21 protein-coding genes are annotated in these 25,207 nt (G+C 71.3%); 9 read left to right on the top strand and 12 right to left on the bottom strand.

The genetic code is table 11. The annotated features are described in order from the left end of the window. Positions 1-24: 24 nt before the first annotated feature. From ACRWK8_RS18850 to ACRWK8_RS18830, 5 genes are all read right to left on the bottom strand, one after another. A complete protein-coding gene (locus ACRWK8_RS18850) occupies positions 25-1,017 on the bottom strand; it encodes a Ppx/GppA phosphatase family protein (protein WP_431871888.1) in 993 nt (330 codons plus the stop codon). Then, the gene (locus tag ACRWK8_RS18845) at positions 1,014-1,598 is read right to left on the bottom strand and encodes a DUF501 domain-containing protein (protein WP_431871886.1); all 585 of its coding nucleotides are present in this window, start codon (positions 1,596-1,598) and stop codon (positions 1,014-1,016) included. Before ACRWK8_RS18845 ends, ACRWK8_RS18850 begins: the two co-directional genes overlap by 4 nt. 52 nt (positions 1,599-1,650) lie before the next feature. Next, positions 1,651-2,025 (bottom strand): FtsB family cell division protein, encoded by a 375-nt coding sequence (locus tag ACRWK8_RS18840; RefSeq protein ID WP_378745531.1) that lies wholly within the window; start codon positions 2,023-2,025, stop codon positions 1,651-1,653. Positions 2,026-2,187: 162 nt separating this feature from the next. Further along, positions 2,188-3,471, bottom strand: a complete 1,284-nt coding sequence (gene eno / locus ACRWK8_RS18835) for a phosphopyruvate hydratase (protein ID WP_378745283.1) — start codon at positions 3,469-3,471, stop codon at positions 2,188-2,190. Positions 3,472-3,572: 101 nt separating this feature from the next. Continuing rightward, positions 3,573-4,124 carry a TetR/AcrR family transcriptional regulator gene (locus ACRWK8_RS18830; protein WP_431871884.1) on the bottom strand — a complete coding sequence of 184 codons (552 nt, stop codon included), beginning with the start codon at positions 4,122-4,124 and terminating at the stop codon, positions 3,573-3,575. 133 nt (positions 4,125-4,257) lie between these two features. Here ACRWK8_RS18830 and ACRWK8_RS18825 point away from each other — a divergent pair, with 133 nt between their 5' ends. Both ACRWK8_RS18825 and ACRWK8_RS18820 read left to right on the top strand, forming a co-directional pair. Then, entirely contained in the window at positions 4,258-5,457 is a 1,200-nt protein-coding gene (locus ACRWK8_RS18825) for an FAD-dependent monooxygenase (protein ID WP_378745271.1), read from the top strand. A 131-nt stretch (positions 5,458-5,588) separates the two neighbouring features. Then, positions 5,589-7,028, top strand: coding sequence for an FtsW/RodA/SpoVE family cell cycle protein (locus tag ACRWK8_RS18820; protein WP_378745263.1), 1,440 nt, complete (start codon positions 5,589-5,591; stop codon positions 7,026-7,028). Positions 7,029-7,046: 18 nt separating this feature from the next. On the opposite strand, the gene ACRWK8_RS18815 is transcribed toward ACRWK8_RS18820, so the two are convergent. From ACRWK8_RS18815 to cysC, 3 genes are all read right to left on the bottom strand, one after another. Continuing rightward, positions 7,047-8,390 (bottom strand): short-chain fatty acid transporter, encoded by a 1,344-nt coding sequence (locus ACRWK8_RS18815; RefSeq protein ID WP_378745257.1) that lies wholly within the window; start codon positions 8,388-8,390, stop codon positions 7,047-7,049. A gap of 279 nt (positions 8,391-8,669) precedes the next feature. Then, positions 8,670-9,425 (bottom strand): nucleoside triphosphate pyrophosphohydrolase, encoded by a 756-nt coding sequence (locus ACRWK8_RS18810; protein WP_378745253.1) that lies wholly within the window; start codon positions 9,423-9,425, stop codon positions 8,670-8,672. Next, the gene (gene cysC, locus ACRWK8_RS18805; RefSeq protein ID WP_378745248.1) at positions 9,425-11,002 is read right to left on the bottom strand and encodes an adenylyl-sulfate kinase; all 1,578 of its coding nucleotides are present in this window, start codon (positions 11,000-11,002) and stop codon (positions 9,425-9,427) included. Before cysC ends, ACRWK8_RS18810 begins: the two co-directional genes overlap by 1 nt. A 405-nt stretch (positions 11,003-11,407) precedes the next feature. On the opposite strand from cysC, the gene mfd reads away from it, so the two are divergent. Beyond that, the gene (gene mfd / locus ACRWK8_RS18800) at positions 11,408-15,007 is read left to right on the top strand and encodes a transcription-repair coupling factor (protein WP_431871880.1); all 3,600 of its coding nucleotides are present in this window, start codon (positions 11,408-11,410) and stop codon (positions 15,005-15,007) included. Between the two features lie 70 nt (positions 15,008-15,077). Here mfd and ACRWK8_RS18795 read toward each other — a convergent pair whose 3' ends face one another. Further along, positions 15,078-16,664, bottom strand: a complete 1,587-nt coding sequence (locus tag ACRWK8_RS18795) for a cell division protein PerM (RefSeq protein WP_431871938.1) — start codon at positions 16,662-16,664, stop codon at positions 15,078-15,080. Positions 16,665-16,884: 220 nt separating this feature from the next. On the opposite strand from ACRWK8_RS18795, the gene ACRWK8_RS18790 reads away from it, so the two are divergent. Next, on the top strand, positions 16,885-17,358 hold the full coding sequence (locus ACRWK8_RS18790) for a DUF1707 SHOCT-like domain-containing protein (protein WP_378745229.1): 474 nt from the start codon (positions 16,885-16,887) through the stop codon (positions 17,356-17,358). 94 nt (positions 17,359-17,452) lie between these two features. Here ACRWK8_RS18790 and sucD read toward each other — a convergent pair whose 3' ends face one another. The 3 genes from sucD to ACRWK8_RS18775 all read right to left on the bottom strand — a co-directional run bounded on the left by sucD (position 17,453) and on the right by ACRWK8_RS18775 (position 20,304). Then, positions 17,453-18,331 (bottom strand): succinate--CoA ligase subunit alpha, encoded by an 879-nt coding sequence (sucD, locus tag ACRWK8_RS18785; RefSeq protein ID WP_017545891.1) that lies wholly within the window; start codon positions 18,329-18,331, stop codon positions 17,453-17,455. Positions 18,332-18,344: 13 nt separating this feature from the next. Continuing rightward, positions 18,345-19,526, bottom strand: coding sequence for an ADP-forming succinate--CoA ligase subunit beta (sucC, locus tag ACRWK8_RS18780; protein WP_378745220.1), 1,182 nt, complete (start codon positions 19,524-19,526; stop codon positions 18,345-18,347). A 367-nt stretch (positions 19,527-19,893) separates the two neighbouring features. Then, complete coding sequence (locus ACRWK8_RS18775; protein WP_378745213.1) at positions 19,894-20,304, bottom strand: cobalamin B12-binding domain-containing protein; 411 nt, start codon at positions 20,302-20,304, stop codon at positions 19,894-19,896. Positions 20,305-20,437: 133 nt separating this feature from the next. On the opposite strand from ACRWK8_RS18775, the gene ACRWK8_RS18770 reads away from it, so the two are divergent. The 5 genes from ACRWK8_RS18770 (at position 20,438) to ACRWK8_RS18750 (ending at position 24,886) form a co-directional block, all read left to right on the top strand. Beyond that, on the top strand, positions 20,438-20,707 hold the full coding sequence (locus ACRWK8_RS18770) for a hypothetical protein (protein WP_378745207.1): 270 nt from the start codon (positions 20,438-20,440) through the stop codon (positions 20,705-20,707). Between the two features lie 64 nt (positions 20,708-20,771). Continuing rightward, complete coding sequence (locus tag ACRWK8_RS18765; protein ID WP_431871876.1) at positions 20,772-22,220, top strand: AlkA N-terminal domain-containing protein; 1,449 nt, start codon at positions 20,772-20,774, stop codon at positions 22,218-22,220. Positions 22,221-22,240: 20 nt separating this feature from the next. Further along, positions 22,241-22,777 carry a methylated-DNA--[protein]-cysteine S-methyltransferase gene (locus ACRWK8_RS18760; RefSeq protein WP_431871874.1) on the top strand — a complete coding sequence of 179 codons (537 nt, stop codon included), beginning with the start codon at positions 22,241-22,243 and terminating at the stop codon, positions 22,775-22,777. A 144-nt stretch (positions 22,778-22,921) separates the two neighbouring features. Beyond that, a complete protein-coding gene (locus ACRWK8_RS18755; protein ID WP_431871872.1) occupies positions 22,922-23,932 on the top strand; it encodes a M23 family metallopeptidase in 1,011 nt (336 codons plus the stop codon). A gap of 168 nt (positions 23,933-24,100) precedes the next feature. Next, complete coding sequence (locus ACRWK8_RS18750; protein WP_378745177.1) at positions 24,101-24,886, top strand: S1 family peptidase; 786 nt, start codon at positions 24,101-24,103, stop codon at positions 24,884-24,886. Positions 24,887-25,207: the final 321 nt, after the last annotated feature.

Genomic DNA, 25,207 nt, shown 5'->3' with positions numbered 1-25,207 from the left:
TATGTGTACCAGTTTGCCCTGATTCTACTCGGGGGCGATGAGGCTCCACGCGACACCGTCGAGGATGTCGTGCTCACTCGCGGTGAAGTGGTCCGCGCCGGTGCGCGCGAGCACCCGGGACAGCACCAGGGAACCCGCCGCGATCACGTCCACGCGGCCCGGGTGCATCACGCCGATCTCCGCGCGCTCCGCGTGCCGCGAGGCCAGCAGCTCACCCGTGATCCGCTCCAGGTCCTCGGCGGAGACCCGCGTGTGGTGGATCCGCTCCGAGTCGTACTCCGGCAGGTCCAGCGCGATCCCGGCGACCGTGGTCGCGGTCCCCGCCACACACACCACCGAACCGGCCTCCCGCAGCGGGACGACCTTCTCCACCTCGTCCAGGGCGGCGTCGATGTCGGCCGTGGCCGCCTCGATCTGCTCCCGGGTGGGCGGGTCGTCGCGCAGGTGCCGCTCGGACATCCGCACGCAGCCGATGTTCACCGACAGGGCCGCGCGCACGAGGTCCTCGTCGTCGTCCAGGCCGCCCAGCACGAACTCCGTGGAGCCCCCGCCGATGTCGACCACCAGGAACGGCGGGGCGAGGTCAGCGTCGGCGTCGCCCTCGGCTGCCCGCGCCTCCAGCTCGGCCGTCGCACCCACGAACGAGAGCTCGGCCTCGTCCAGGCCGGTCACCACCTCGGGCTCCACACCCAGGATCGCGCGGACGCCGTCCACGAACTCCTGGCGGTTGCTGGCGTCCCGGGTGGCGCTGGTGGCGACCATCCGCACCGCGTCCGGACCCAGCTCGATGCCGTGCGCCTCGATGGTCTCCGCGTAGCCGCGCAGCGCCTCCAGGGTGCGCTCCAGAGCCTCGGGCGCGAACGCGCCGGTCTCGTCGACGCCCTGGCCCAGCCGGACGATCTCCATCCGCCGGTCGACGTCGACCACCTGGACCTCGTCGTCGCCCAGGAACACCACGTCCGCGATCAGCAGCCTGATGGAGTTGGTTCCGCAGTCGATCGCCGCGACACCGCTCATGAAGCGTCCGTCCCTTCAGCGCCCTCGCGGGCGTTCTCGTCCACGCACACACACGGGCCCTTGGCCCACCACTCGGGAAGCTCGGCCAGGGCCTCGGCTCCGAACGGGTTGGTGCCCGGCGCCGCCAGCTCGTGGCCCACCAGCGCGTGCAGGCACTTGACCCGGGTCGGCATGCCCCCGGTGCTCTGCATGCCCTCGGGCAACGGCTCCAACCCGTCGGCGCGCGCCTGCTCGGCGCGCTCCTCCAGGTAGGACTCGTGAGCTCGGGTGTAGGCCTCCTGGAGTTCGGGCTCCTCCCCCAGGCGCTCCTGCATCCGGCGCATGCGGCCGTCGTTCTCCAGACGACCGATGGCGGAGGCGGCTCGCGGGCATGTCAGGTAGTACAACGTCGGGAAGGGGGTGCCGTCTTCCAGGCGGGGAGCTGTCTTCACCACGTCGGGGAGGCCACAGGGGCATCGGTGCGCGACGGCACGGACCCCGCGCGGCTGGCGGCCCAACTGGAGTTCGATCGCGGCGAGGTCCCGTTCGGACGCGGGACCGCCGTCGGTGTGCCCCGAAACGGGCTGATCTGCGGAAGTCATGACCAGCCCAGCATAGTTGCCGCCGCACCCGGACGGGCCGGGCCCGCGGGGCCTACGGGCCGGCGTCGGGGTCCGGGCTGTCGGCCTCCTCCACCGTGCGCCACAGCTCGGTGAACCAGGGTTCGGTGGGCTCGGCCGGGTCCGCCTCCGCCTCGGCCTCGGACTCGGGCCGGATGACGATGTAGGCGGTCTCCTCGGGGTACTGGTAGTGGAGCCGGGCACGGGCCTCGCGCTCCACGAACGCCTCGTCGCCCAGGGCCTCCTCGCGCTCCTGGAGGTGGGCGACGTTCTCCTCCATGCGGGCGCGGTCCTCCTTGAGCTGCGCGATCTGCGACTGCTGCATCACGTACTCGCGGAGCGGATACGCGAGGCTCAGCGCGATCACGCACACGACCAGCGCGAGAATGGCGGCGCGGCTGGTGAGCATGGGCCGCACCCGGGAGGTGCGGCCCATGCCTGAGTCCTTCGGGCCCGCGTCACCGGCGCGCTGGGCGCCCTTCCGGGCAGCGGCCTTCGCAGGCCTGTCGGCTTTGGGCGCCTTCTTGGCCTTTGTGGGCGGCTGCTTGGATTCGCGGGACACTGGGGCAGACTAGCCGCGCTTGGCGAACCTCGGGAAGGCCGACACGCCCGCGTAGACGGCGGCGTCGTCGAGTTCCTCCTCGATGCGCAGGAGCTGGTTGTACTTGGCGACCCGCTCGCTGCGCGCCGGGGCACCGGTCTTGATCTGCCCGGCGTTGGTGGCCACCGCGATGTCGGCGATGGTGGTGTCCTCGGTCTCGCCGGAACGGTGGCTGATCATCGCCGTGTAACCGCTGCGCTGGGCGAGGGAGACCGCGTCCAGCGTCTCGGTGAGGGTGCCGATCTGGTTGACCTTCACCAGGAGCGAATTGGCGGTGTCCGCGAGGATGCCGCGCTGGAGCCGCTCGGGGTTGGTGACGAACAGGTCGTCCCCGACCAGCTGGACCTTGGCGCCGAGCTGCTCGGTGAGCTTCTTCCAGCCGTCCCAGTCCTCCTCGTCGAGGGGGTCCTCGATGGAGACCAGCGGGTAGGCGTCGACGAGCTCCGCGTAGTAGGCGGCCATCTCCTCGGCGGTGCGGGACTTGCCCTCGAAGGTGTACACGCCGTCGGAGAACAGCTCGCTGGCGGCCACGTCCAGGGCCAGCGCGATGTCGGTGCCGACCTTGTACCCGGCCTTCTCGATCGCCTCGACGATGAGGTCCAGGGCGGCGCGGTTGCTCTCCAGGTTGGGAGCGAAGCCGCCCTCGTCACCGACGCCGGTGCCCAGACCGTGGGACTTCAGGACGGCCTTCAGCGAGTGGTAGACCTCGGTGCCCCAGCGCAGGGCCTCGGAGAAGGTCGGGGCGCCGATGGGCGCGACCATGAACTCCTGGATGTCGACGTTGCTGTCGGCGTGCGCGCCGCCGTTGAGGATGTTCATCATCGGCACGGGCAGGACGTGCGCGTTGGGGCCGCCGATGTAGCGGAACAGCGGCAGACCGGCCTCCTCCGCGGCGGCCTTGGCCACGGCGAGGGAGGTGCCCAGGATGGCGTTGGCGCCGATCCGGGACTTGTCCGGGGTGCCGTCCAGGTCGATGAGCGCGCGGTCGATGATGCGCTGCTCGTCGGGGGTGTGGCCGAGCAGTTCGTCGGCGATCTCGTCGTTGACGGCGGTGACGGCCTTGGTCACGCCCTTGCCGCCGTACCTGTCGCCGCCGTCGCGCAGCTCGACCGCCTCGAACCTGCCGGTGGAGGCACCGCTGGGGACACCAGCGCGGGTGATGGTCCCGTCGTCGAGCAGGACCTCGACCTCGACTGTCGGGTTGCCCCGGGAGTCAAGGATCTCCCGCGCCTGGACTGACTCGATGGACGCCACGATCTCTCCGTATCTTCGGTGTCTGGGCCGACAGTTTCCGGACCCGGACACGAGACTAGCGACCCGCAGCCGGTCAGTGGCCTCCGCCCTGCCACATTGGTCTAGTCCATAGAGGCCGCCCCGGCACTGAGAGCGGCCAGGGCGATCGCCACCGCGGTCTCGCGGTGGGCGGCCGCCTCCTCCCGGGGGAACATGACGGCGACGTCCTGGATGCCCCCGAGGGCGACCACCGCGCCCATGCGTGCGGGGATTGTCGGCTCCTCGCCGACCAGCGCGGCGTCCAGCCGGCGCCGCCAGTCCATGATCAGGTCGACCAGGCCGACCTCGTTGAGCGAGCCCAGGTCGTTGAGCAGGGCCCGCATGAGGGAGCCGTGGCGCACACAGAGGTCGAAGTAGGCCCCAAGGGCCTCACCCGGATCGTTCACCCCGTCACCGAACCGCCGCACCAGGTCCTCGGCGTCGAGTCGCAGCGGCTCCACGAGCGAGCGGAGGAGCTCGCCCTTGGACGGGAAGTGGTAGTAGAGCGCCGCCTTCGTGAGGTCGAGGCGCTCGGCGATCTCGCGCAGGCTGGTCTTCTCGTAGCCCTTCAACCCGAAGAGCTCCAGGGCCACCGCCCTGATGTCGGCCTTCGTGTCACTTCGCTCCCTGGGCACCGGAACGCTCCCGCCGTCTCGTCCGCCTCGTGGTCCGGCGAGTGTATCGCTAACCGGCCGACCGGTTAGTTACTTGACGCACGGTAAGTAGGCGCCTAGCGTGAGGGCCCGACCCGAAGGAGCTCTGACGGCCATGACCGCCGTTCGTACCGTCCTGGTCTCCGGAGCCAGCATCGCCGGCCCCGCCCTCGCCCACTGGCTCCACCGCCACGGCGTCCGCGTCACCGTCGTGGAACGGGCGCCCGCCCCCCGCACCGGAGGCCACGCCATCGACGTCCGAGGCGCCGCCGTCGACGTCGCCGAGCGCATGGGACTGCTCGAGGAGATCCGCTCCCGTGTCACCGAGACCTCCCGCACCGTGTTCGTACGCGCGGACGGCCGGGTCCGCGCGGACATCGGCACCACCATGGACACCGGGCACGGCCGGTCCCTGGAGATCGTCCGCGGTGACCTCACCCGCATCCTGCACGCCTCCACCACCGCGTACACCGAGTACCTGTACGACGACACCCTCACCGCCCTGGAGGAGACCCCCGGGGGCGTCCTCGCGACCTTCCACGACGCCGCCCCGCGCGAGTTCGACCTCGTCGTGGGCGCCGACGGCCTGCACTCCACCACTCGTAGGCTGGCCTTTGGCCCCGAGGAGCACTACGCGCGGTACCTGGGCGCCCTGATCAGCATCGCCTCGGTCCCGAATCACCTCGGCCTGGACCGCGAGGTGCGCCTGTACAACGAGCCCGGACTCGGCGTCGGGATCAGCGCCTCCCCCCGGTTCGCGGGCGCCAAGGCGCTCTTCCTCGTCCGCGACCCCGACCACGGCGGAATCGACCGGGCCTCGCCGGAACGACAGAGGGCGTATCTGCGAGGCCGTCTCGCCGCAGCGGGCTGGGAGACCCCCCGGCTGCTGGACGAACTCGACGCGAGCCCCGACTTCTACTTCGACTCGGTCACGCAGATCCGCATGGGACGGTGGGCACGCGGCCGCACGGTCCTGCTCGGCGACGCCGGATACGGCCCCTCCCCCATGTCCGGCCAGGGCACCACCCTGGCCCTGGTCGGCGCGTACGTGCTGGCCGAGGAACTTGCCCGGCACGCGACCCCCGCCGCCGCCCTCGACGCCTACGAGACCCGGATGCGTCCCTACGTGCGCGCCAACCAGGACATCGCCGACGCCGGGCTGGGGTTCCTCGCCCCGCGCACCCGTCCGAGCCTCGCCGCGCGCAACACGCTGCTGCGGTTCGGCAGTCTCCTGACCCGGCTGTCCGGCCTGGACACACGAGTGGCCGAGGCCGCCGAAGGAATCGACCTCGACGCGCCCCCTCCCCCGGGCTAAACCGAACCGCCCGGAAGTGGCCGTTCCCCTTGCCTGGTCCGAGCGCCTGTCTATAGTTCCCACTGAGGGCCACCGTCCCCCCAACCACGCCCCGAACAACCACGGCCCCGCGTGAACGGCAGAGGACGAGCATGGCCAACCCGAACGACCAGGTGGACGGGGCGCTGCGCCCCGCACGACAGAGACGCGCCGAGCTGGCGCTGCTGCTCGCCTCGATCGGGGCGACCTTCGCGGCCCTGCTCTACGCGTCGCTGGCGGTCACCGGCGGCGTGGAGGACCGTGTCCTGGTCTACGGACTGGTGCTCGGCGCCGGGTCGCTCGCCCTGCACGTGCTGATGCGGTTCGTGGCCCCCTACGCCGACCCCGTGCTGCTCCCGGTCGCCTCCGCCCTCAGTGGGATCGGGATCACGATGATCTGGGCGCTCCAGATGACCCGGGACCACGCGCCCGGCAGCAGCGAGGCCGACCGGCAGCTGATGTGGACCCTGGTCGGCATGGTCCTGTGCGCCGCCGCCATCGCGTTCGTCCGGCAGCCGCGCCGCCTCACGATGTACACCTACCTGATCGCCCTGGCCGCGCTGGTCCTGCTGCTGCTCCCGCTGTCGCCGCTGGGCCACGAGGTGCTCGGCGCCCGGCGGTGGATCATGATCGGCCCCTTCACCATGCAGCCCTCGGAGTTCGCGAAGGTGCTCCTGGTGATCTTCCTGGCCTCGTACCTGGGCCGCCAGCGCGACGTGATGGCCCTGGTCACCCGTACCTTCCGGGTCGGCGGGGTGAAGGTGTTCAGCGCGCCCCGCGCCCGGGACCTGGCCCCGATGGCCGTGGGCTGGGGCGTGGCGATCCTGCTGCTGGTGGGCACCAAGGACCTGGGGACCTCGCTGCTGCTCTTCGGCACGTTCCTGGCGGTGCTGTACGCGGCCACCGCCCGCAAGTCCTGGGTGCTCATCGGACTGGTCGCCTTCTCCGGCGGGGCGTACGTGGCGTACCTGATGTTCGGGCACGTGCAGAACCGGGTGCGGATCTGGCTGAACGCCTTCGACCCGGAGGTGTACCACAGCGAGGGCGGCAGCTTCCAGGTGGTGGAGGGCATGATCGCCCTCGCCTACGGCGGGCTGCTGGGCACGGGGTTCGACGGCGGCAACGCGGAGAACCTGTTCGCCGCCGACAGCGACCTCATCCTGGTGTCGACCGGCGAGAAGCTGGGCCTGACCGGGCTCATGGCGGTGCTGACCCTGCTGCTGTTGTTCGCCCAGCGGGCCCTGCGCATCTCCCTGGGCTGCCGGGACGTGTTCCTCAAGCTCACCGCCCTGGGCTACGGGTTCATCACCGCGTTCGACGTGTTCATCGTCCTCGGCGGCGCCACGCTGATCATCCCGCTCACCGGCATGACCACACCGTTCATGTCGGCGGGCGGATCCGCGCTGATGGCCAACTGGCTGATCGTGGGCCTGTTGCTGACCATCAGTGAGTCCGCCCGCCGTCCGCAGGAGTCGTTCAGCTCCGGGCTGGCGCCGGGTGATCCCGCGACGGAGGTCATCAACGTGCGTGACCTGCCCGACGGCATCCGCTGACTGACGGCGTCCGCTGGCTCAGGTCAGGAACGTGATGCACAGCGAGGCGACCAGGATGCCGAAGAGCATCACGACCGCCGAGTAGCCGAGGATGCGGCCCGCCCTGAGCTTGGTCAGGGCGAGCAACGGCAGTGCCCAGAACGGCTGGATGCCGTTGGTGAGCTGGTCGCCCATGGCCACGGCCATCACGCCCACTCCGGGCCGGATGCCCAGGGACTCGGTGGCGCCGATGACCACCGGCCCCTGCACCGCCCACTGGCCGCCGCCCGAGGGCACCGCGAGGTTGACCAGGCACGCGCTGATCAGGGCCCAGAAGGGATACGTGAACGGGGTGGAGAACGAGATGAACCACTGGGTGATGACCTCCAGCAGTCCCGAGGTGTCCATGATCCCCATGATCCCGGCGTAGAAGGGGAACTGGATGATCACCGCCGAGGCGTTCCTCGCCCCCTCGGCGGCGGCGGCCGAGTACCCCGCCAACGTCCCGTGCAGGCCGAGCCCGGCCATGAGGAACGCGAAGTTGAGCAGGTTGATGTCCATGCCCACCACGCCGTTGGTCACGAGGGCGGGCACCAGGTGGACCAGCCCCACGGCCACCACCGCGTACACCAGCACCCGGCTGTGCATGAGGCGCTGCGCCGGGGACAGGGCGCGCAGCTCGTCACGGCCGGGCCGACCGGGCGCGGGGTCGCCGCCGGTGGTGTCGCCGATCTCCTCGCTCTCCCCCGCCTTGGGGGTCATGCTCATCAGCAGCAGCGGGGCGCCGATCAGCATGGCCGCGAGGAAGACCAGGTTGAAGGGCTGGAAGATGGTCTCGCTGAGCGGGACCAGACCGATCTGGTCCTCCAGGAAGTGCCCCGGGGTGTTGACCAGCAGGGGCGCCGAACCCGACAGGCCGCTGTGCCAGACCATCAGCCCCGTGTAGCCGCCCGCGACGACCAGTGGGAAGTGCACCCTGATCCCGCGCTCCTTGCAGGATCGGGCCACCTCCACAGCCAGGAGCGCGCCCGCGATCAGTCCCAGCCCCCAGTGCAGCATGCCCAGGAGCGCCGATCCCACCGCCGTGACCAGCACCGCGGTCAGCGGACCCCGGGCCAGCCCCGCCACCCGGCGGATCGCCCGCCGCGCCGGGGGCGAGGACGCCAGGGCGTACCCGGTGACCAGGACCAGGGTCATCTGCATCCCGAACTCCAGCAGGCCCCAGAACCCGCCGTACCAGTCCCCGACCAGCTGGATCGGGGTCCGGTCGGTCAGGAACAGGGCCATCCCGAAGACGAGGGCGGACAGGATGACCGCGAAGACGAAGGCGTCCGGCACCCATCTGGTGCTGAACGCCGCGAGGGCGTTGCCGAACCGGCGCATGAGGGGCTCCCACGTGTACGGGGGCCCGGGCCGCGGCGGAGGGTGCCGAAGCCCCGGACCCCGAGGTGAGAGCACTGTGTTGCACGGGTCACACAGGCGTCAAGATGTAGGCGACCGATTTGAGGTTCCTGCGAGCTGGGCCGGGGTTCCACGGCCGAACGCGGTCGTCGCTGGCTCGCCGGGGCGGGGAGGCGGTCGCGCGACGCGGTCGGCGGGGGCCGGTGCCGCCCGTGGCGTTCCGGCCCGGGCGGGACACCGCTCCGGGCCGTCCTCCTCCGTCTACCGGGTCTTCGACCAGTACACGCGCCACTCCTCGTCGGTGAGCTCGCGGGGCTCGTGGCCCTCGGCGCGGGCGGCCTCCTCGGCCGCGCGCACACGGGTGTCGAAGCGGCGGGCCGCCAGGCGCAGGTCGCTCTCCGGGTCACGACCCTGGTCCCGCTCGGCGGCCACGGCGGCGAACAGCTCCCCGCCCTCGGAGCCGTCGTCACCCACCAGGTCGGCGGGGAACCCGTTGCGTACGGCACGCTTCTGGAGCTCGTAGGCCAACAGCACGGCCGGCTGCGCGAAGGGCACCCCGTCGAGCACCGAGGTCTCACCGGTGCCGCCCCTGGCCTTCGCCTTCGCGGAGCGCTCGGCCGCCTTGATGGCCTCCCAGTTCGACCACACCTCGTCGGTGCCGGACACGTCCTGGCCGCCGAACACGTGCGGATGGCGGCGGGTCATCTTGTCGATGATGGCGTCGGCCACGTCGTCCACCGTGAACCGGGCCGGGTCGCCCTCGGGGCGCTCGGCGCCGATCGCGGAGTGGAAGACCACCTGGAGCAGCACGTCCCCCAGCTCCTCGCGCAGCTGGGGGTAGTCACCGTCCTCGATGGTCTCCAGGGTCTCGTAGGACTCCTGGATCAGGTACTTGGCCAGGGACTCGTGGGTCTGGGTGCTGTCCCACGGGCACTCCCGGCGCAGCGTCTCCATCACCTCGACCAGGCGAAGCATCCGGTGCCCGGGCACCGGCGGGGTCGGGGTGTCGCTCGTCATCAGTCCTCGCTCACGTGCTGGTCGGAGGGGAGCCAGCCGCCCGCGCGCAGGGCGTCCAGCACCTGGGCGACGGACTCGGCGGGGTCCGCGCCCACGGTGTCGACGACCAGGTCGGCGTCGGTCGGCTCCTCGTAGGGGTCGGAGACCCCCGTGAACTCGGGGATGCTCCCCGCTCGGGCCTGGGCGTACAGGCCCTTGCGGTCGCGGGCCTCGCACTCCTCCAGGGGCGTGGCCACGTGGACCAGGAAGAAGTCCCCGAACTCCTCCACCATGGCACGGACCTCCGCCCGCCCGGACGCGTACGGCGCGATCGGCGCGCAGACGGCCACCCCGCCGTGGCGGGTGATCTCGGCGGCCACGTAGCCGATGCGCCGGATGTTGAGCTCGCGGTCCTGCCGGGAGAAGGACAACCCCTTGGAGAGCACCCGCCGCACCACGTCACCGTCGAGCAGGCTCACGGTGCGGCCGGAGCGGCGGACGCCGTCGCACACACCGCGGGCGATGGTGGACTTGCCCGAGCCGGACAGGCCGGTGAAGAGCAGGGTGAGGCCGCGTCGGGTGCGCGCGGGGCGCAGTCGGGCGAGCTCGGCGCCGACCCGGGCCGGAGTGAACCAGGCGGGCAGCTCGCGGCCGTGCGCGAGCTCGGCCGCGACCTCGTCGTCGGTCGGCTCCGCGAGGACGGTGCGCGGGTCCACGTGGGTGAGGGGCTTCCACAGCGCCTCGTTCGCGTCGTAGCGCCAGGGTTCGGGGTCGAGGACGGTCAGCGGCGGACGCAGCGCCATCACCCGCTCGGTCTCGGGAGCCCGCCCACCCGCTTCGACCAGCAGGTGGGTGGCACCGTAGGCGGCGGCGACGTGCGCCGCCAGCGCGGCGTCCCGTTCGGTCCAGGTGCCCCCGAGCGCACCAGTGGCGCGGGCCCGGGACCGGGGCAGGGTGACCACGGCGAACGACGACCGGGGCGGCAGCAGCGGTTCGGCGGCCAGCACGGCGTCGGCCAGCCCCGGGTCGTGCAGGCCGGTGTCGACGATGACCAGGACCTCGGCGCGTCCCAGCGCCTCGGCCTCGGCACGGATCTGGTGCAGGGCCCGGTGGTGCAGCGGGCGGTCGGTGACCACGGCCAGAAGGGGGCGGTCGGGCTCCAGCCCGCTCTGGGCACGGACCTCGGCCGGGGTGGACCGCAGTTCCCTGAGGACCCCGTAGGTGGGCGGCCGCAGCAGGGTGACGTCCCCCGCCACGTGGTGCACACCGGGCTCACCGAGCGACTCCCAGCTCTCGCTCACCACCAGCTCGGCCAGCGGGGCGCCCTCCAGGTCGGTGAGGGTGAGCCGCTCCCTCCCCGCCAGTTCCTCGGGCACCTCCAGGGTGACCGGAACCGGCCAGGGGCGTCCGTCGGGCAGCCGTCCCCGGAGCGCCACCGACTCCGCCTGGTCGCGGGTCATGAACCCGGCCAGCGGGTAGGCGCCGCTGAGGATGAGCTCCAAGTGGGCGAGGCCGTCCGGACCTGGTGCGAAGGCCGGGGCACCCGGTCGGCCGGTGTCGCCGCCCGGTCCGCTCCCGTGTCTGTGGGCACTCACCACGCGCATCCTCTTCTCTGACCGTTCAGCGGAACCCTCCACAAGCGTCCAGCGTATGCCCGGCCGGTCCCCTGCCCCGGCGGCGAACCCGTCACTCCGGAATATCAGCAGTTCAGAGCCGGTTCACTCCGTAGTGACCTCTCCGGATCGCCATGGGCGGGGGCAGGTCGGGAACGGGCGGTGACCGAACCGCCGACCTCCCGACCGGGCCCGCGCGCGACGGTGGTACTGGATAAGCTGAGGGAAGCCGGGTGGCCACGCCCATCCACACACACGGCCGCCCACAACCGTCACCGGACCGTCCCCACTCGACTCGCGGGACGGCGGCAACCGTGCCCGCCGCACGCGGGTGTCGGCGTCAGGGCAGGACCCGACTCCTGAACCGGACCACTTCCAGTTTTTGGTGCTATGAGCCTCATTGGACTTCTCGCCGACGTCTCCAGGGACCCGGCACTGCACAGTGCGATCGAGACCGCCCGAAGCGGCCGCGATCCCCATCTCGACCTCGTCGCCCCGGCGGCGCTGCGCCCCTTCATGGTGGGGGCGCTCGCCGCCGACCCCCCCGTGGGCGCGAACCGGCCGGTGCTCGCGGTCACCGCCACCGAGCGGGAGGCCGCCGACCTGACCGACGCGCTCGGCTCACTGCTGCCCGCGGACTCGGTCGCGCTCTTCCCCGCCTGGGAGACCCTGCCGCACGAGCGGCTCTCCCCGCGCTCGGACACCGTGGGCCAGCGCCTGGCGGTCCTGCGCCGTCTGGCGCACCCCGACCCCTCCGACCCGCTCACCACCCCGCTGCGCGTGGTGGTGGCCCCCGTCCGCAGCGTCCTCCAACCGCTGGTGGCCGGGCTCGGTGACCTCGAACCGGTCCGGATCCGGCCCGGTGACGAGGCGTCCCTGGAGGACGTGGTCAGCTCCCTGACCAACACCGGCTACGCCCGCGTGGACCTGGTGGAGAAGCGCGGCGACATGGCCGTGCGCGGCGGCATCCTGGACGTCTTCCCGCCCACCGAGGAGCACCCGCTGCGCCTGGAGTTCTGGGGCGACACCGTCGAGGACATCCGGTACTTCCAGGTGGCCGACCAGCGCTCCATCACCCCCGGCGAGAGCGGGGAGGGCGCCGACTCCCGGGCCGCCTCGGGCCTGTTCGCGCCGCCCTGCCGCGAGCTCCTGCTCACCGAGACCGTGCGCGAGCGCGCCCGTGCCCTGGCCGCCGAGCACCCCTCGCTGGCCGAGGTGCTCACCAAGATCGCCGACGGCGTCTCGGTCGAGGGCATGGAGGCGTTCGCCCCCGTGCTGGCCGAGCGCATGGAACCCTTCCTGGAGTACCTGCCGAAGAACGCCATGGTGCTGGGCTGCGACCCCGAGCGCATCCGTACCCGCGCCGTGGAGCTGGAGGCCACCAGCGCCGAGTTCCTGGACGCCTCATGGATCAACGCCGCCTCAGGCGGCGAGGCCCCCATCGACCTCGGTGAGTCCGCCTACATGTCCATCTCCGAGCTGCGCTCGGTCGCCACCGGCCTGGGCCTGCCCTGGTGGGGGCTGACCCCCTTCAGCGCCGGTGAGGACGCGGGCGAGGAGGACGACGCGGTCGTGGTGGGTGCCGTGCCCGCCGACTCCTACCGGGGCGACACCGAGCGCGCCCTCGCCGACGTCAAGAGCTGGCTGCACGACAACTGGAGCGTCGTGCTGGTCACCCAGGGGCACGGGCCCGCCGAACGCCTGGTGGCCATGCTCAGGGACGCCGGGCTGGGCGCCACGCTCTCCGCCGACCTGGTCGAGCCGCCCAAGGAGGCGATCGCCACCGTCACCACCGGACTGGTCGACCACGGCTTCCTGCTGCGGTCGGTGCACACGGTGGTCCTCACCGAGACCGACCTGGTGGGACAGAAGTCCTCCACCCGCGACATGCGGCGCATGCCCAGCCGCCGCAAGGGAACGGTCGACCCCCTCCAGCTCAAGCCCGGCGACTACGTCGTGCACGAACAGCACGGCGTGGGCCGCTACCTGGAGATGGTCAGCCGCCAGATCCAGGGCGCCACCCGCGAGTACCTGCTCATCGAGTACGCGCCCTCCAAGCGCGGCCAGCCCGGCGACCGCCTGTTCGTGCCCACCGAGCAGCTCGGCGAGGTCACCCGGTACGTGGGCGGCGAGGCGCCCACGCTGTCCAAGATGGGCGGCGCCGAGTGGAGCAAGGCAAAGAGCCGCGCCCGCAAGGTGGTCCGTGAGATCGCCGGCGACCTCATCCGCCTGTACTCGGCCCGGCAGGCCTCCCCCGGCCACGCCTTCGGCGCGGACACCCCGTGGCAGAACGAACTGGAGGACGCCTTCCCCTACGTGGAGACGCCCGACCAGCTCGCCGCCATCGACGAGGTCAAGAAGGACATGTCCAAGTCGGTCCCGATGGACCGTCTGATCTGCGGCGACGTGGGTTACGGCAAGACCGAGGTGGCGGTGCGCGCCGCGTTCAAGGCGGTCCAGGACGGCAAGCAGGTGGCACTGCTGGTGCCCACCACCCTGCTGGTCCAGCAGCACCTGTCCACCTTCACCGAGCGCTACGCGTCCTTCCCCGTCACGGTCAGGCCGATGTCGCGGTTCCAGACCGACGGGGAGGTCGAGGTGACCCGCGAGGGCCTGCGCTCCGGCGAGGTCGACGTGGTGATCGGCACCCACCGCCTGCTGTCGCAGGAGACCCGGTTCAAGGACCTGGGCCTGGTCATCATCGACGAGGAACAGCGCTTCGGCGTGGAGCACAAGGAGGCCCTGAAGCGGCTGCGCACCCAGGTGGACGTGCTGGCGATGTCGGCCACGCCCATCCCGCGCACCCTGGAGATGGGTCTGACCGGCATCCGTGAGATGACCACGATCCTCACCCCGCCCGAGGAGCGCCACCCGGTGCTCACCTTCGTGGGGCCCTACGAGGACAAGCAGATCACCGCGGCCATCCGCCGCGAGCTGATGCGCGAGGGACAGGTGTTCTTCGTGCACAACCGGGTGGCCTCCATCGACAAGGTGGCGGCCTCCATCAAGCGACTGGTCCCCGAGGCCCGGGTCGCCTACGCGCACGGCCAGATGAACGAGCAGCAGCTCGAGAAGGTCATGGTCGACTTCTGGGAGAAGAACTTCGACGTGCTGGTCTCCACGACCATCGTCGAGTCCGGCCTGGACGTGCCCAACGCCAACACGCTGATCATCGACCGCGCCGACACCTACGGCCTGTCCCAGCTGCACCAGCTGCGCGGCCGGGTGGGGCGTGGCCGCGAGCGCGCCTACGCGTACTTCCTGTACCCGCCGGAGCGCCCGCTCACCGAGACCGCCTACGAACGGCTCGCCACCGTCGCCCAGCACACCGAGACCGGGGCGGGCATGTACGTGGCCATGAAGGACCTGGAGATCCGGGGCGCGGGCAACATCCTGGGCGCCGAGCAGTCGGGGACCATCGCGGGCGTGGGCTTCGACCTCTACGTGCGCATGGTCGGTGAGGCCGTGGCCGAGCTCAAGGGCGACCCGGAGGCCGTGGCCGAGGTCGAGACCAAGGTGGAGCTGCCGATCAACGCGCACATCCCGCACGACTACGTCCCGGGCGAGCGCCTGCGCCTCCAGTCGTACAAGCGGATCGCCAGCGTCACCAGCGAGGAGGACGTCCTCGCCGCCTACGAGGAGCTCACCGACCGCTACGGCACCCCGCCGCAGCAGGTGGACAACCTCATGGCGGTGGCCCGGTTCCGGGTGCTGGCCAAGTCCGCCGGACTGGCCGACGTCGTCATGCAGGGCAACCAGATCCGGTTCTCCCCGGTGGAGCTGCGCGAGTCCCAGGAGCTGCGGCTGCGCCGGATGTACCCGAGGTCCATCCAGAAGGAGTCCACCAAGACCCTCCTGGTGCCGGTCCCCAAGGCGGGCGGGCTCGGCGGCAAGCCGCTGCGCGACCTCGAACTCCTCAAGTGGTGCACCGACCTGGTCAACGCCATCTTCGAGCCCGAGAAGCGCAGGGTCGTCCCCCAGGGCGACTGACCCGCCCGCGGGACTCCTGACGACGACGGAGGGCACGGCCGGTGGCCGTGCCCTCCGTCGTCTCCCGACCTCAGTCGCGACGTTCCGGCTCGTCGGGGGCGGCCTCGTAGGTGATGCCGTACATCTCCTCCTCCGCCTCCTCGTCCCCCCGGCCACGGCGCCACCAACCGCCCTCGGCCCGCCGGTCCGCCCGGCGCTGCGCCCGCAGCTCCCGGCGGGCCTCCCTGCGCGCCTGACGCTCCACGACGCGGTCGCGCCTGCGGGCCTGACGCACCCGCCGCAGCGCGGCGCGGCGCTCGGCGACGGTCGGCTCCGGCGCCTCCTCCACCACCTTCTCCTCCTCGCGGGGACGCAGCGCCGTGACGGTGGCCAGCCCCTTGCCGACCGGAACGTCCTCGGGCAGCTCCACCACGGGCACGGCGGGTTCGGGGCGCGGCTCCGGGGCGGCCACCCGCTCGGCGGCGACCAGCCGGGACTGCTTGCGCGTGTACCACCAGTTGGCGATCCACGCCGCCACGGCGGCCGCCACCCCCACTTCGAGGGCGGCCACCACACCCACCTGCCAGGCCGAGGGCCCCACCTCACTGAGCCGCTGCGCCCCCAGGGAGCCACCCGCGACCCCGGCCAGGGCCGCGAACAGCAGCCCCGTCGTCACACCGCACACGAACCCCCACAGGGGCGCCGCCTCGCTGACCACGTCCGGAGCGCTGCGCTGGGTCAGCACCCCGCCGATCGCCCCCGCCACGAACGGCACCACCAGGGCGCCGAGGGACAGCACCGGGGCGGCGCCGTTGGAGGGCAGCGCCGCCAGCATCGGCAGCGCGGGAAGCGCGCCCACCGACACCTCCGTCGGCGCGACCACCGTCGACACCCCCATCGCGAAACCCGGGCCGAGCGCGTAACAGACCGCGAACACCACCGCGTTGGGCAGGTAGGCGAGCTGCACGATCAGCAGGAGCGTCCCGCCGACCACCCCCGGAGCCAGCGACCGCGTGATCTCGACCGCCTCCGGCAGGTTCAGCCCCAGCGCCACCAGGAACAGCACCAGCCCCCCGACCAGCAGTGTCCCCGTGGACGCGAGCATGCCCACCAGCAGCGAACGCGACCGTGCGGGCATGAGGTCCAGCAGGTCCCGCGCGGCCACTCCCTTGTCCCGCATGAGCTGGCGCAGCACGCCCAGCCCACCCGCGATGAAGGCGATCACGAACCCCATGAGCAGCGCGCGCGGCATGCTCGGCACCGCCTCGTCGGTGCGGGCCAGGAGCGCGAGCGTGCCCGCGATCGCCGCGTAGGGACCGGCGATGGCCAGCGCGGCCCGGTGCACGTGCCGGAGCCGCTCGATCACGCAGCCGCGCGCCAGCCAGCGGCCGAACCGGTACAGCAGCAGCCCCGGAAGCAGGACCAGGCCCATGGGCAACAGGCTGATCTGCCCCTCCGCGACGGAGAAGGAGACGTGGTGGCCCACCAACCAGGACAGGACGGCGCCCCGCAGGAGGTCCGCGATGTCCTCACCGAAGGTGTCGTGCGGCGCCGCCACCCACCCGGCCATGGTGAGCGTGACGATCACGGCCAGGCCGATACCCGCCGCCGACGCGGCGGCGATCCCGCCGGTCGCGTAGATCGGTCGACCCACCGTCTCGTGCGGTGACGCGGGCACACCCTCGGAGGCCCCGTCGCTGGTGCTCGTGGACCGCTTCGACTGTCGGCCTCGGTCGGGGGGAGATCCTGGCGTACTCACCCGACTTATGCTGCCAGGGACCGGAATGCTCCGTGGTATCCGGGCGGCGCGTGTCGTGCCCGCGTCACCTCGGCGGAACGCCCCGCAAACGCGATACGTCGTAAGATGACAGCCCGCCCCCCGCACGAAGGACGCCCCCATGGCAGAGCTCGAACCCGGCCGCAGCTACCGGCTCTCCGACACCGAACGCGACGAGGCCCTCGGGAAGCTGCGCACGGCGTTCGAGGAGGGCCGCCTGGACACCGAGGAGCACGACCAGCGCTCGGACGCCGCCCTCCGGGCCGTCAACAGCGCCGACCTCGTCCCGCTCTTCGACGACCTGCCGACCCGGCTGGCCCCCAGCGCCGTCGCCGTACCCGAACCGGCCGCCCCCACCTCCCCCGCCGTCCCCGACGAGACCACGGACGAGGTCTCCGAGAAGGACAAGGGGGTGAACGTCGGTGGTCTCCTGGGCTGGGGAGGCTTCCTCCTCCTGGTGTGGGGCACGCCCTCGTTCGTCAGCGGCAACGTCTACGCCATCACGGTCTTCCTCGGGTTCTTCTGCCTCATGGTGATCGGCCCCCTCGTCGGGCAGCTCGTCGCCCAGCGCCGACGACGCGAGCTCGGCGGCTGAGGCCCCACACACGACACGGCTCCGCCCCACCGACCGGAGGTCACCGGTGGCGGGGCGGAGCCGTGCTGAACGAGCGCCCGCGGGGCGCGTCCTCCTAGAAGAGGTCGCGCACCAGCTGAGCGGTCTCGCTCGGGGTCTTGCCGACCTTGACGCCAACGGCCTCGAGGGCCTCCTTCTTGGCGGCGGCCGTACCGGAGGAGCCGGAGACGATGGCGCCGGCGTGGCCCATGGTCTTGCCCTCCGGGGCGGTGAAGCCCGCGACGTAGCCGACGACCGGCTTGGTCACGTTGGCCTTGATGAAGTCGGCCGCGCGCTCCTCGGCGTCGCCGCCGATCTCACCGATCATCACGATCACGTCGGTGTCCGGGTCGGCCTCGAAGGCCGCCAGGGCGTCGATGTGCGTGGTGCCGATGATCGGGTCGCCACCGATGCCGACGGCGGACGAGAAGCCGATGTCGCGCAGCTCGTACATCATCTGGTAGGTGAGCGTGCCCGACTTCGAGACCAGGCCGATGCGGCCCGGCTTCGCGATGTCGGCCGGGATGATGCCGGCGTTGGACTGGCCCGGGGTGATGAGACCGGGGCAGTTCGGGCCGACGATGCGGGTCTTGTTGCCCTTGGAACCGGCGTAGGCCCAGAAGGCGGCGGTGTCGTGGACCGGGATGCCCTCGGTGATCACGACGGCCAGACCGATCTCGGCGTCGATCGCCTCGACGACGGCGTCCTTGGAGAACTTCGGCGGAACGAAGATCACGGTGACGTCGGCGCCGGTGGCGGCCATGCCGTCCGCGACGGAGCCGAAGACGGGCACCTCGGTGCCGTCGAAGTCGACGCTCTGCCCGGCCTTGCGCGGGTTCACGCCACCAACGATGTTGGTGCCGGACGCGAGCATACGGCGGGTGTGCTTGGTGCCCTCAGAGCCGGTCATGCCCTGGACGAGCACCTTGCTGTCCTTGTTGAGGAAGATAGCCATGGTGTGTTGTCCCCTACTTCGCCGCGAGCTCGGCGGCCTGAGCGGCGGCGCCGTCCATCGTGTCGACCCGACGAACGGCCGGGTGGGCGCGCTCGTCGAGGATCTGGCGACCCAGTTCGGCGTTGTTGCCGTCCAGGCGGACGACCAGCGGCTTGCTGACGTCGTCGCCGCGCTGCTCCAGGAGCTCCAGAGCCTGCACGATGCCGTTGGCCACGGCGTCGCAGGCGGTGATGCCACCGAAGACGTTGACGAACACGCTCTTGACAGCGGGGTCGCCCAGGATGATCTCCAGGCCGTTCGCCATCACCTCGGCGGAGGCGCCGCCACCGATGTCGAGGAAGTTGGCGGGCTTGACGCCGCCGTGGTTCTCACCGGCGTAGGCGACCACGTCCAGGGTCGACATGACCAGACCGGCACCGTTACCGATGATGCCGACCTCGCCGTCGAGCTTGACGTAGTTGAGCCCCTTGGCCTTGGCGGCGACCTCGAGCGGGTCACCCTCCTCGGCGAAGGTCAGGCTCTCCAGGTCCTGGCGGAACTCGGCGTTCTCGTCCAGGGTCACCTTGCCGTCGAGGGCGACGACCCGACCGTCCTTGGTCAGGATGAGCGGGTTCACCTCCGCGAGGGTGGCGTCCTTGCCCACGAAGGCGTCCCACAGCTTGGAGACGATCTCCGTGGCGCCCGCGGCCGCGGCCTCGGGCAGGTTTCCGGCCTTGACGATCTCCGCGGCCACATCGGCCGGGGCGCCCTTCAGGGCGTCGATCGAGATCTTGGCGACGGCGTCCGGGTTGGTCTCCGCGACCTCCTCGATTTCCATGCCGCCCTCTTTGGAGCAGATGGAGAGGAAGTTGCGGTTGGCGCGGTCGAGCAGGAAGGAGAAGTAGTACTCCTCGGCGATGTCACTCGCCTCCTCGACCAGGACACGGTGGACCGTGTGGCCCTTGATGTCCATGCCGAGGATCTGCTCGGCCTTGGCCTCGGCGTCCTCGGGGCCCTCGGCCACCTTGACGCCGCCGGCCTTCCCGCGGCCGCCCGTCTTGACCTGGGCCTTCACGACGACGCGGGGCTTGCCCGCGGCGGCGAACTCATCGGCGATGGCACGCGCCTCAGCGACCGTGCTCGCCACCTTCCCCTGGGGTACGGGAACCCCGTACTCTGCGAAGAGTTGCTTCGCCTGGTATTCGAACAGGTCCACGAGGGTCCGTCCTTGTAACTCGCTGGCTCAAGTGTGTACCGGGGTGGCGTGTCCGGATCGGCGGTGACGCACTGAAGGGGTGTCACACGACGCAAACCCCTCGTTGGGGGTGAGCCGCCTACAGAGATCGAGATCGCCGCGGCGTTGCCACCCGCGACATGCGCAAAGCTTAGTCGCCCCTCGTCTGGCCGCCGGACACCAGGGTCGCGTTGACCCCATGGCCTGACGCACAAATGCCGCTCACGCGGCACTACGGGGCCTCCCACATGGGAACATATGTGACCAGAGACACGGCTGATAACACCGATCCCGGGCCGATCCGCCCCGCATCGGACTTCCACCGAAGTGCGACGAAGGTCACCGGCCGTCAGGCCGCGTGCGCGGGCCGGATGTTCTCGCGCACCCAGTCCGCGATCTCCGCCGTCGGCGCACCCGGTGTGAAGATCCGGGCGACCCCCATCGCCTCCAGCTCAGCGATGTCGGAGTCGGGGATGATGCCCCCGCCGAACACCCGGATGTCGGTGGCGTCGTTCTCCCGCAGCAGTTCCATCACCCGGCCGAACATCGTCATGTGGGCACCCGAGAGCACCGACAGCCCGATGGCGTCCGCGTCCTCCTGGAGCGCGGCGGCCACGATCATCTCCGGGGTCTGGCGCAGCCCGGTGTAGATGACCTCCACTCCGGCGTCCCGCAGGACCCGGGCGACGATCTTGACCCCCCGGTCGTGCCCGTCCAGTCCCGGCTTCGCGACGACGACGCGCGCGGCGGCCTCGGCCATGGCGTACCCCTCACTACGTTCCCCTCGGGACGCCCCTCGTGAGGGCGCTCCCGTGGGGGAGATGATGAACTCGTGTGAAGAGTAACCCAGGTCACTCGCGGGTGCGGGGCACGGGGGCGGGTATCGTCCGACCATGGACGACGGATACGAACAGACCAGTACCGAGGACCTGCGGGAACGCGCCCTGGAACTGGCGCGGAAGCGCTGGGACGTGGCCTTCCTCTGGCGTCTGCTGCGGCTGCTCCCCGCCGCCGAGGCCGCCGCGGGCAACCGGGACGCCAGCGAGGCCAGCGTCGCCCAGGTGTCGGGGCTCCTCTACGAGGCGTTCTCAGCGGAGCACGACCCCAAGGTCCACGAGGCGCTGCGCCCCGTCTACATCGACTACCTCAACGGCGAGGACTGACCCCACCTGGGTGTCCGAAAACCGCCAGCATCCGTCTCCGGACTCGGCGAGCATGGTGGTTGTGATGGACGACGAACAGCGCTACAGGGCGGTACGGAGCAGGGACTCCCGTTTCGACGGGGTCTTCTACACCGCCGTGCGCACCACCGGCATCTACTGCCGACCGAGCTGCCCCGCGGTGACCCCGCGCCGGGAGAACGTCCGCTTCTACCGGACGGCCGCCGCCGCACAGGAGTCCGGGTTCCGCGCCTGCAAACGGTGCCGACCGGACACCGTGCCCGGCTCCCCCGAGTGGAACGTGCGCGCCGACGTGGTGGGACGGGCGATCCGGCTGATCCACGACGGTGCCGTCGACCGGGGCGGCGTGGGCGCCCTCGCGGAGGACCTCGGCTACAGCGAACGCCAGCTCAACCGGCTGCTCAGCGCCGAGGTCGGCGCGGGGCCCCTGGCCCTCGCCCGAGCCGAGCGCACCCACACGGCGCGCGTCCTGGTGGAGACCACGGACATGCCGATGGCCGACGTCGCCTTCGCCTCCGGGTTCGCGAGCGTGCGGCAGTTCAACGAGACCATGCGGGCGGTCTTCGACCGCTCCCCCTCCGAGATGCGAGCGGCCCGCCGCAGGGCGACCACACCGCCCACCAGCGGCATCGTGCTGCGGCTCCCCTACCGGGGCGCCATCGACCTGGCCGGGATGCTCACCTTCCTCGGTGACCGCGCGGTCCCGGGTGTGGAGGAGTACTCCGACGACACGTACCGGCGCACACTCCGCCTGCCCCACGGCCCCGGAGTGGTCGCGCTCTCCGCGGGCTCCGACCACGTCCTGTGCCGCCTGTGGCTGACCGACCCGAGCGACCTGACCAGCGCCGTGCGCCGCTGCCGAAGCCTCCTGGACCTGGACGCGGACCCCGACGCGGTCGCGGAGGTCCTGGGGCCGGACCCCGTGCTCGGCCCGGTCCTGCGCCGACGCCCCGGGGTACGCGCCCCGGGCCACGTGGACCCCGCGGAACTGGCGGTCCGCGCGGTCCTGGGCCAGCAGGTCTCGGTCAGGGCCGCGCGTACCCTGGCAGGACGGTTGGTGTCCCGGTACGGGGAGCCGCTGGGTACCGGGCTCGACGGCCTGTTCCCCGGCCTCACCCACACGTTCGCCTCCCCGGAGGCCCTCACCGACGCCGACCCGGCGGGGATGTCCATCCCCGTGTCCCGGGGACGGGCCCTCACCCACGTGGCGGGGGCGATCGCCTCGGGCCGCGTGGACCTGGGCCCGGGCTGCGACCGGGACGAGGCGGAGCACAGGCTGTTGGAGCTGCCCGGGATCGGCCCGTGGACCGCCGGCTACGTGCGGATGCGCGGGCTGGGCGACCCGGACGTGTTCCTGGAGACGGACCTCGGGGTGCGGCAGGCCCTGGAACGAACGGGTCCGGCCCCGACGAAGGCATGGAGCCCGTGGCGTTCGTACGCGACCCACCTCCTGTGGGCGTCGCTGGGACTACCCGAGGAAGAAGGATCAGGATGAACACCCAAGAAGCACTCCCGATGGATCTTGAGCCGGTCGCCCCGGCGCGCGAGGCCGCGGTGACGTTCCGGGCTCCCCTCCCCGGCCCGACCCGCCACACCACGATGGACTCACCCCTGGGCGAACTGACGCTGTACGGCGACGGCGAGGCCCTGGGCGGGCTGTTGACACCGCCCAGGGACGGGACCCGACGGGCCGTCCCCTCCGACTGGGTCCGGGACGAGGCCCCGTTCACCGAGGTCAGGAAGCAGCTGGCCGCGTACTTCGACGGGCGGCTGCGGCAGTTCGACCTGCCCCTCGCTCCCGCCGGTACGCCCTGGCAGCTCCAGGTGTGGCAGGCACTGACCACCATTCCGTACGGAGCGACCTCCAGCTACGGTCAGCTCGCCCAGGAACTGGGCCGACCCACCGCGTCCCGCGCCGTGGGCATGGCCAACGGGCGCAACCCGATCAGTGTCATCGTCCCCTGCCACCGGGTCATCGGTGCCAACGGAAGCCTGACCGGCTACGCGGGTGGCCTGGAGCGCAAGGAGTTCCTGCTGGCACTGGAACGGTAACTAACCAACCAATTCGGGGGTGTCGCCGGAGGAAGTTTCCGGTTACACCCCTTGTCCGCTCCTGGGGGCCTGGTTACTCTGCGGTAGCCACGTTCAGAGCCTGTGGTGTCACTCCCCGTTCGCACGACTCCCCCAGGAGAAGCGTTGACACTGCCAACCCCCCGACTCCCCCTCGTACTGACCGCCTCCGTCGCACTCGTGGTCACGGGTATGACCCCCGCGTCCGCACAAGCGGGGTCCGCGCAGACGGAGCCCCTGAGCACCGCTGACAACGTCGAGATCCTCCTCGAATCCGAGGTGGCCGACGACCTCCCCACCACCGCTCCCTCACTGGCCGACTCGGTCATCGAGGACGTCCTGGCGGAACGCTCCACCGAGCTGTCCACCCTCGCCGCCCAGGACCGCGACGTGCGGGTCGACATCCGGGAGGCCACCGACGAGGCCGCCTTCGGCGTCGCCATCGTGACCGCCCCCGAGATCGAGGGTGAGGACCCCTACGCCTGGTTGTTCGCCGCCGAACTCGACGGCACCTGGGAGATCGGACTGGAGGGCACCGACGAGTTCTCCCGGATCCTCGCCGAATCCGAACTGATGGACACGGAACAGCGCGAGACCGTCGCGGCCTCAACGGACCCCGACCAGCTCTCCCCCATGGCCTACACGGGAGTGGGCCTGCCGTTCTCGATCGGCACCTCCATGATCATGACCGGCGGCCCGCACGGGTTCAGCGGTGGTCCGCCGTACAGCTCCGTGGACTTCGCCGGAGGCAACGGCCAGGCCCGAGCCGCCAGGGGTGGCTACGCCTACTCCCTGTGCACCGGCTGGACCCGGGTCATCCACGACAACGGGTACTCCACGGACTACTACCACCTGGAGGACTACCAGTGGCTGCCCGGTAACAACGTCGGCACCGGCCACTACCTGGGCACCCAGGGCAACAGCCTCTGCGCGGGCGGCTCGACCACCGGCGCCCACATCCACTTCGCGCTGCGGGGCTACACCGACCCGAACGCCGCCGGTTGGTACGTGGCGCTGAACGGCCGGACCCTCGGCGGCTGGACCTTCGTCGAGGGCGCCAACTACGGCGGCTACGCCTACCGCAACGGCGTGGGCAACGTCTACCCGGGCGGCTCGATGTACAACTACGGCTTCTAGGACCGAAGCGCCCGGCCGCCCCCCAGCCGGGCGCTTCACCTCCGTTCGTGCCCACCAGAACCCCGTCGGGGCCCGACTTTCGTCGTCGCCGGTTCGCCCTCGCGGTTGATGTGCCGACGGGGGACGCCCCTCTAGGTTCGTGAACAGATCACAACCGAAGGGACAGGCATGAACAGAGCGACACTGGTCGCGGCGGTGGGATCCGCGGCACTCCTCGTCTCGGCGGCACCCGCCTCCGCCATCATCGGCGGGGTCGACGCCAGTGAGGACTACCCGTTCGTGACGGCCCTGTTCGACGACCGGGGCCTGCACTACTGCGGGGGTTCGCTGATCGACGAACAGTGGGTGCTCACCGCCGCCCACTGCTCCGACTTCGACCTGCTCGCGACGGAGAGCATCTCGGTGCGGGTGGGCAGCGACAACCGTGACGAGGGTGGCAGCGAACGCCAGGTCGTCGACGTGGTCCAGCACCCGGACTACGAGGCGGAGGACGTCAGCGACGACCCCGACTACCCCCACTCCTTCCTTCTGGTGCGCGACGACATCTCGCTCCTGAAGCTGGACTCCCCGGTCGAGCAGACCCCCGTACCCGTCGCACAGGACCGTCCGGAGCCGGGCACCGAGGTACGCGCCCTCGGCTGGGGCGTGGTCGACGAGCTCGGCCAGGAGCCCAAGCCGGAGATCCTCCAGGAGCTCGACACCGAGATCGTCGCGGACGAACGCTGCGCGGAGCTCCACGACGACCTGTGCTCCGAGCACCCCACCGGGGAGGCGCAGGTCTGCTCAACCGACTCGGGCAGCCCCATGATCCGTGGCACCGAGGACGGCTGGGAGCTGGTCGGCCTGGTCAGCCGGGACGGTGACTACGACGAGAACGTCGCCTGCGTGGGCCCGTGGGTCTTCACCGAAACAGCGAAGCACATCGACTGGGCCACCGACACGATCGGACGGTGACCCGAGCAGAACCGCGCGAGCGGCTCACACTCCCCCCACCATCGCCGTGGCCCGCGCGTTCACCCCCTCATCGCGGGGGGGTGGACGCGCGGTCGTGCAGCTCCCTCAACCCCGCGGGGGTGCTTGGAGCCCCGCCTCCCGGTGGTCGAACACCCCCAGCTGTGTCATCCGCTTCAACCCCCCAGTGCCGAGTTGTCCACAGCCCCACTGGCCGCCCCTGACAGCCCCCACCCCAAGCACCTAACGTCAATACCGGGGGAACCCACGCCTGCGCCCACAGACGGCTGCCCACACCAACATTCCCAAACGCACAAACCCAGG

The sequence above is a fragment of the Nocardiopsis eucommiae genome (assembly GCF_965344335.1).
In the GTDB taxonomy this organism is placed as follows: Bacteria; Actinomycetota; Actinomycetes; order Streptosporangiales; family Streptosporangiaceae; genus Nocardiopsis; species Nocardiopsis eucommiae.
Note: the sequence above shows the minus strand (reverse complement) of the source record. Positions and strands in the feature narration are given on the sequence as shown.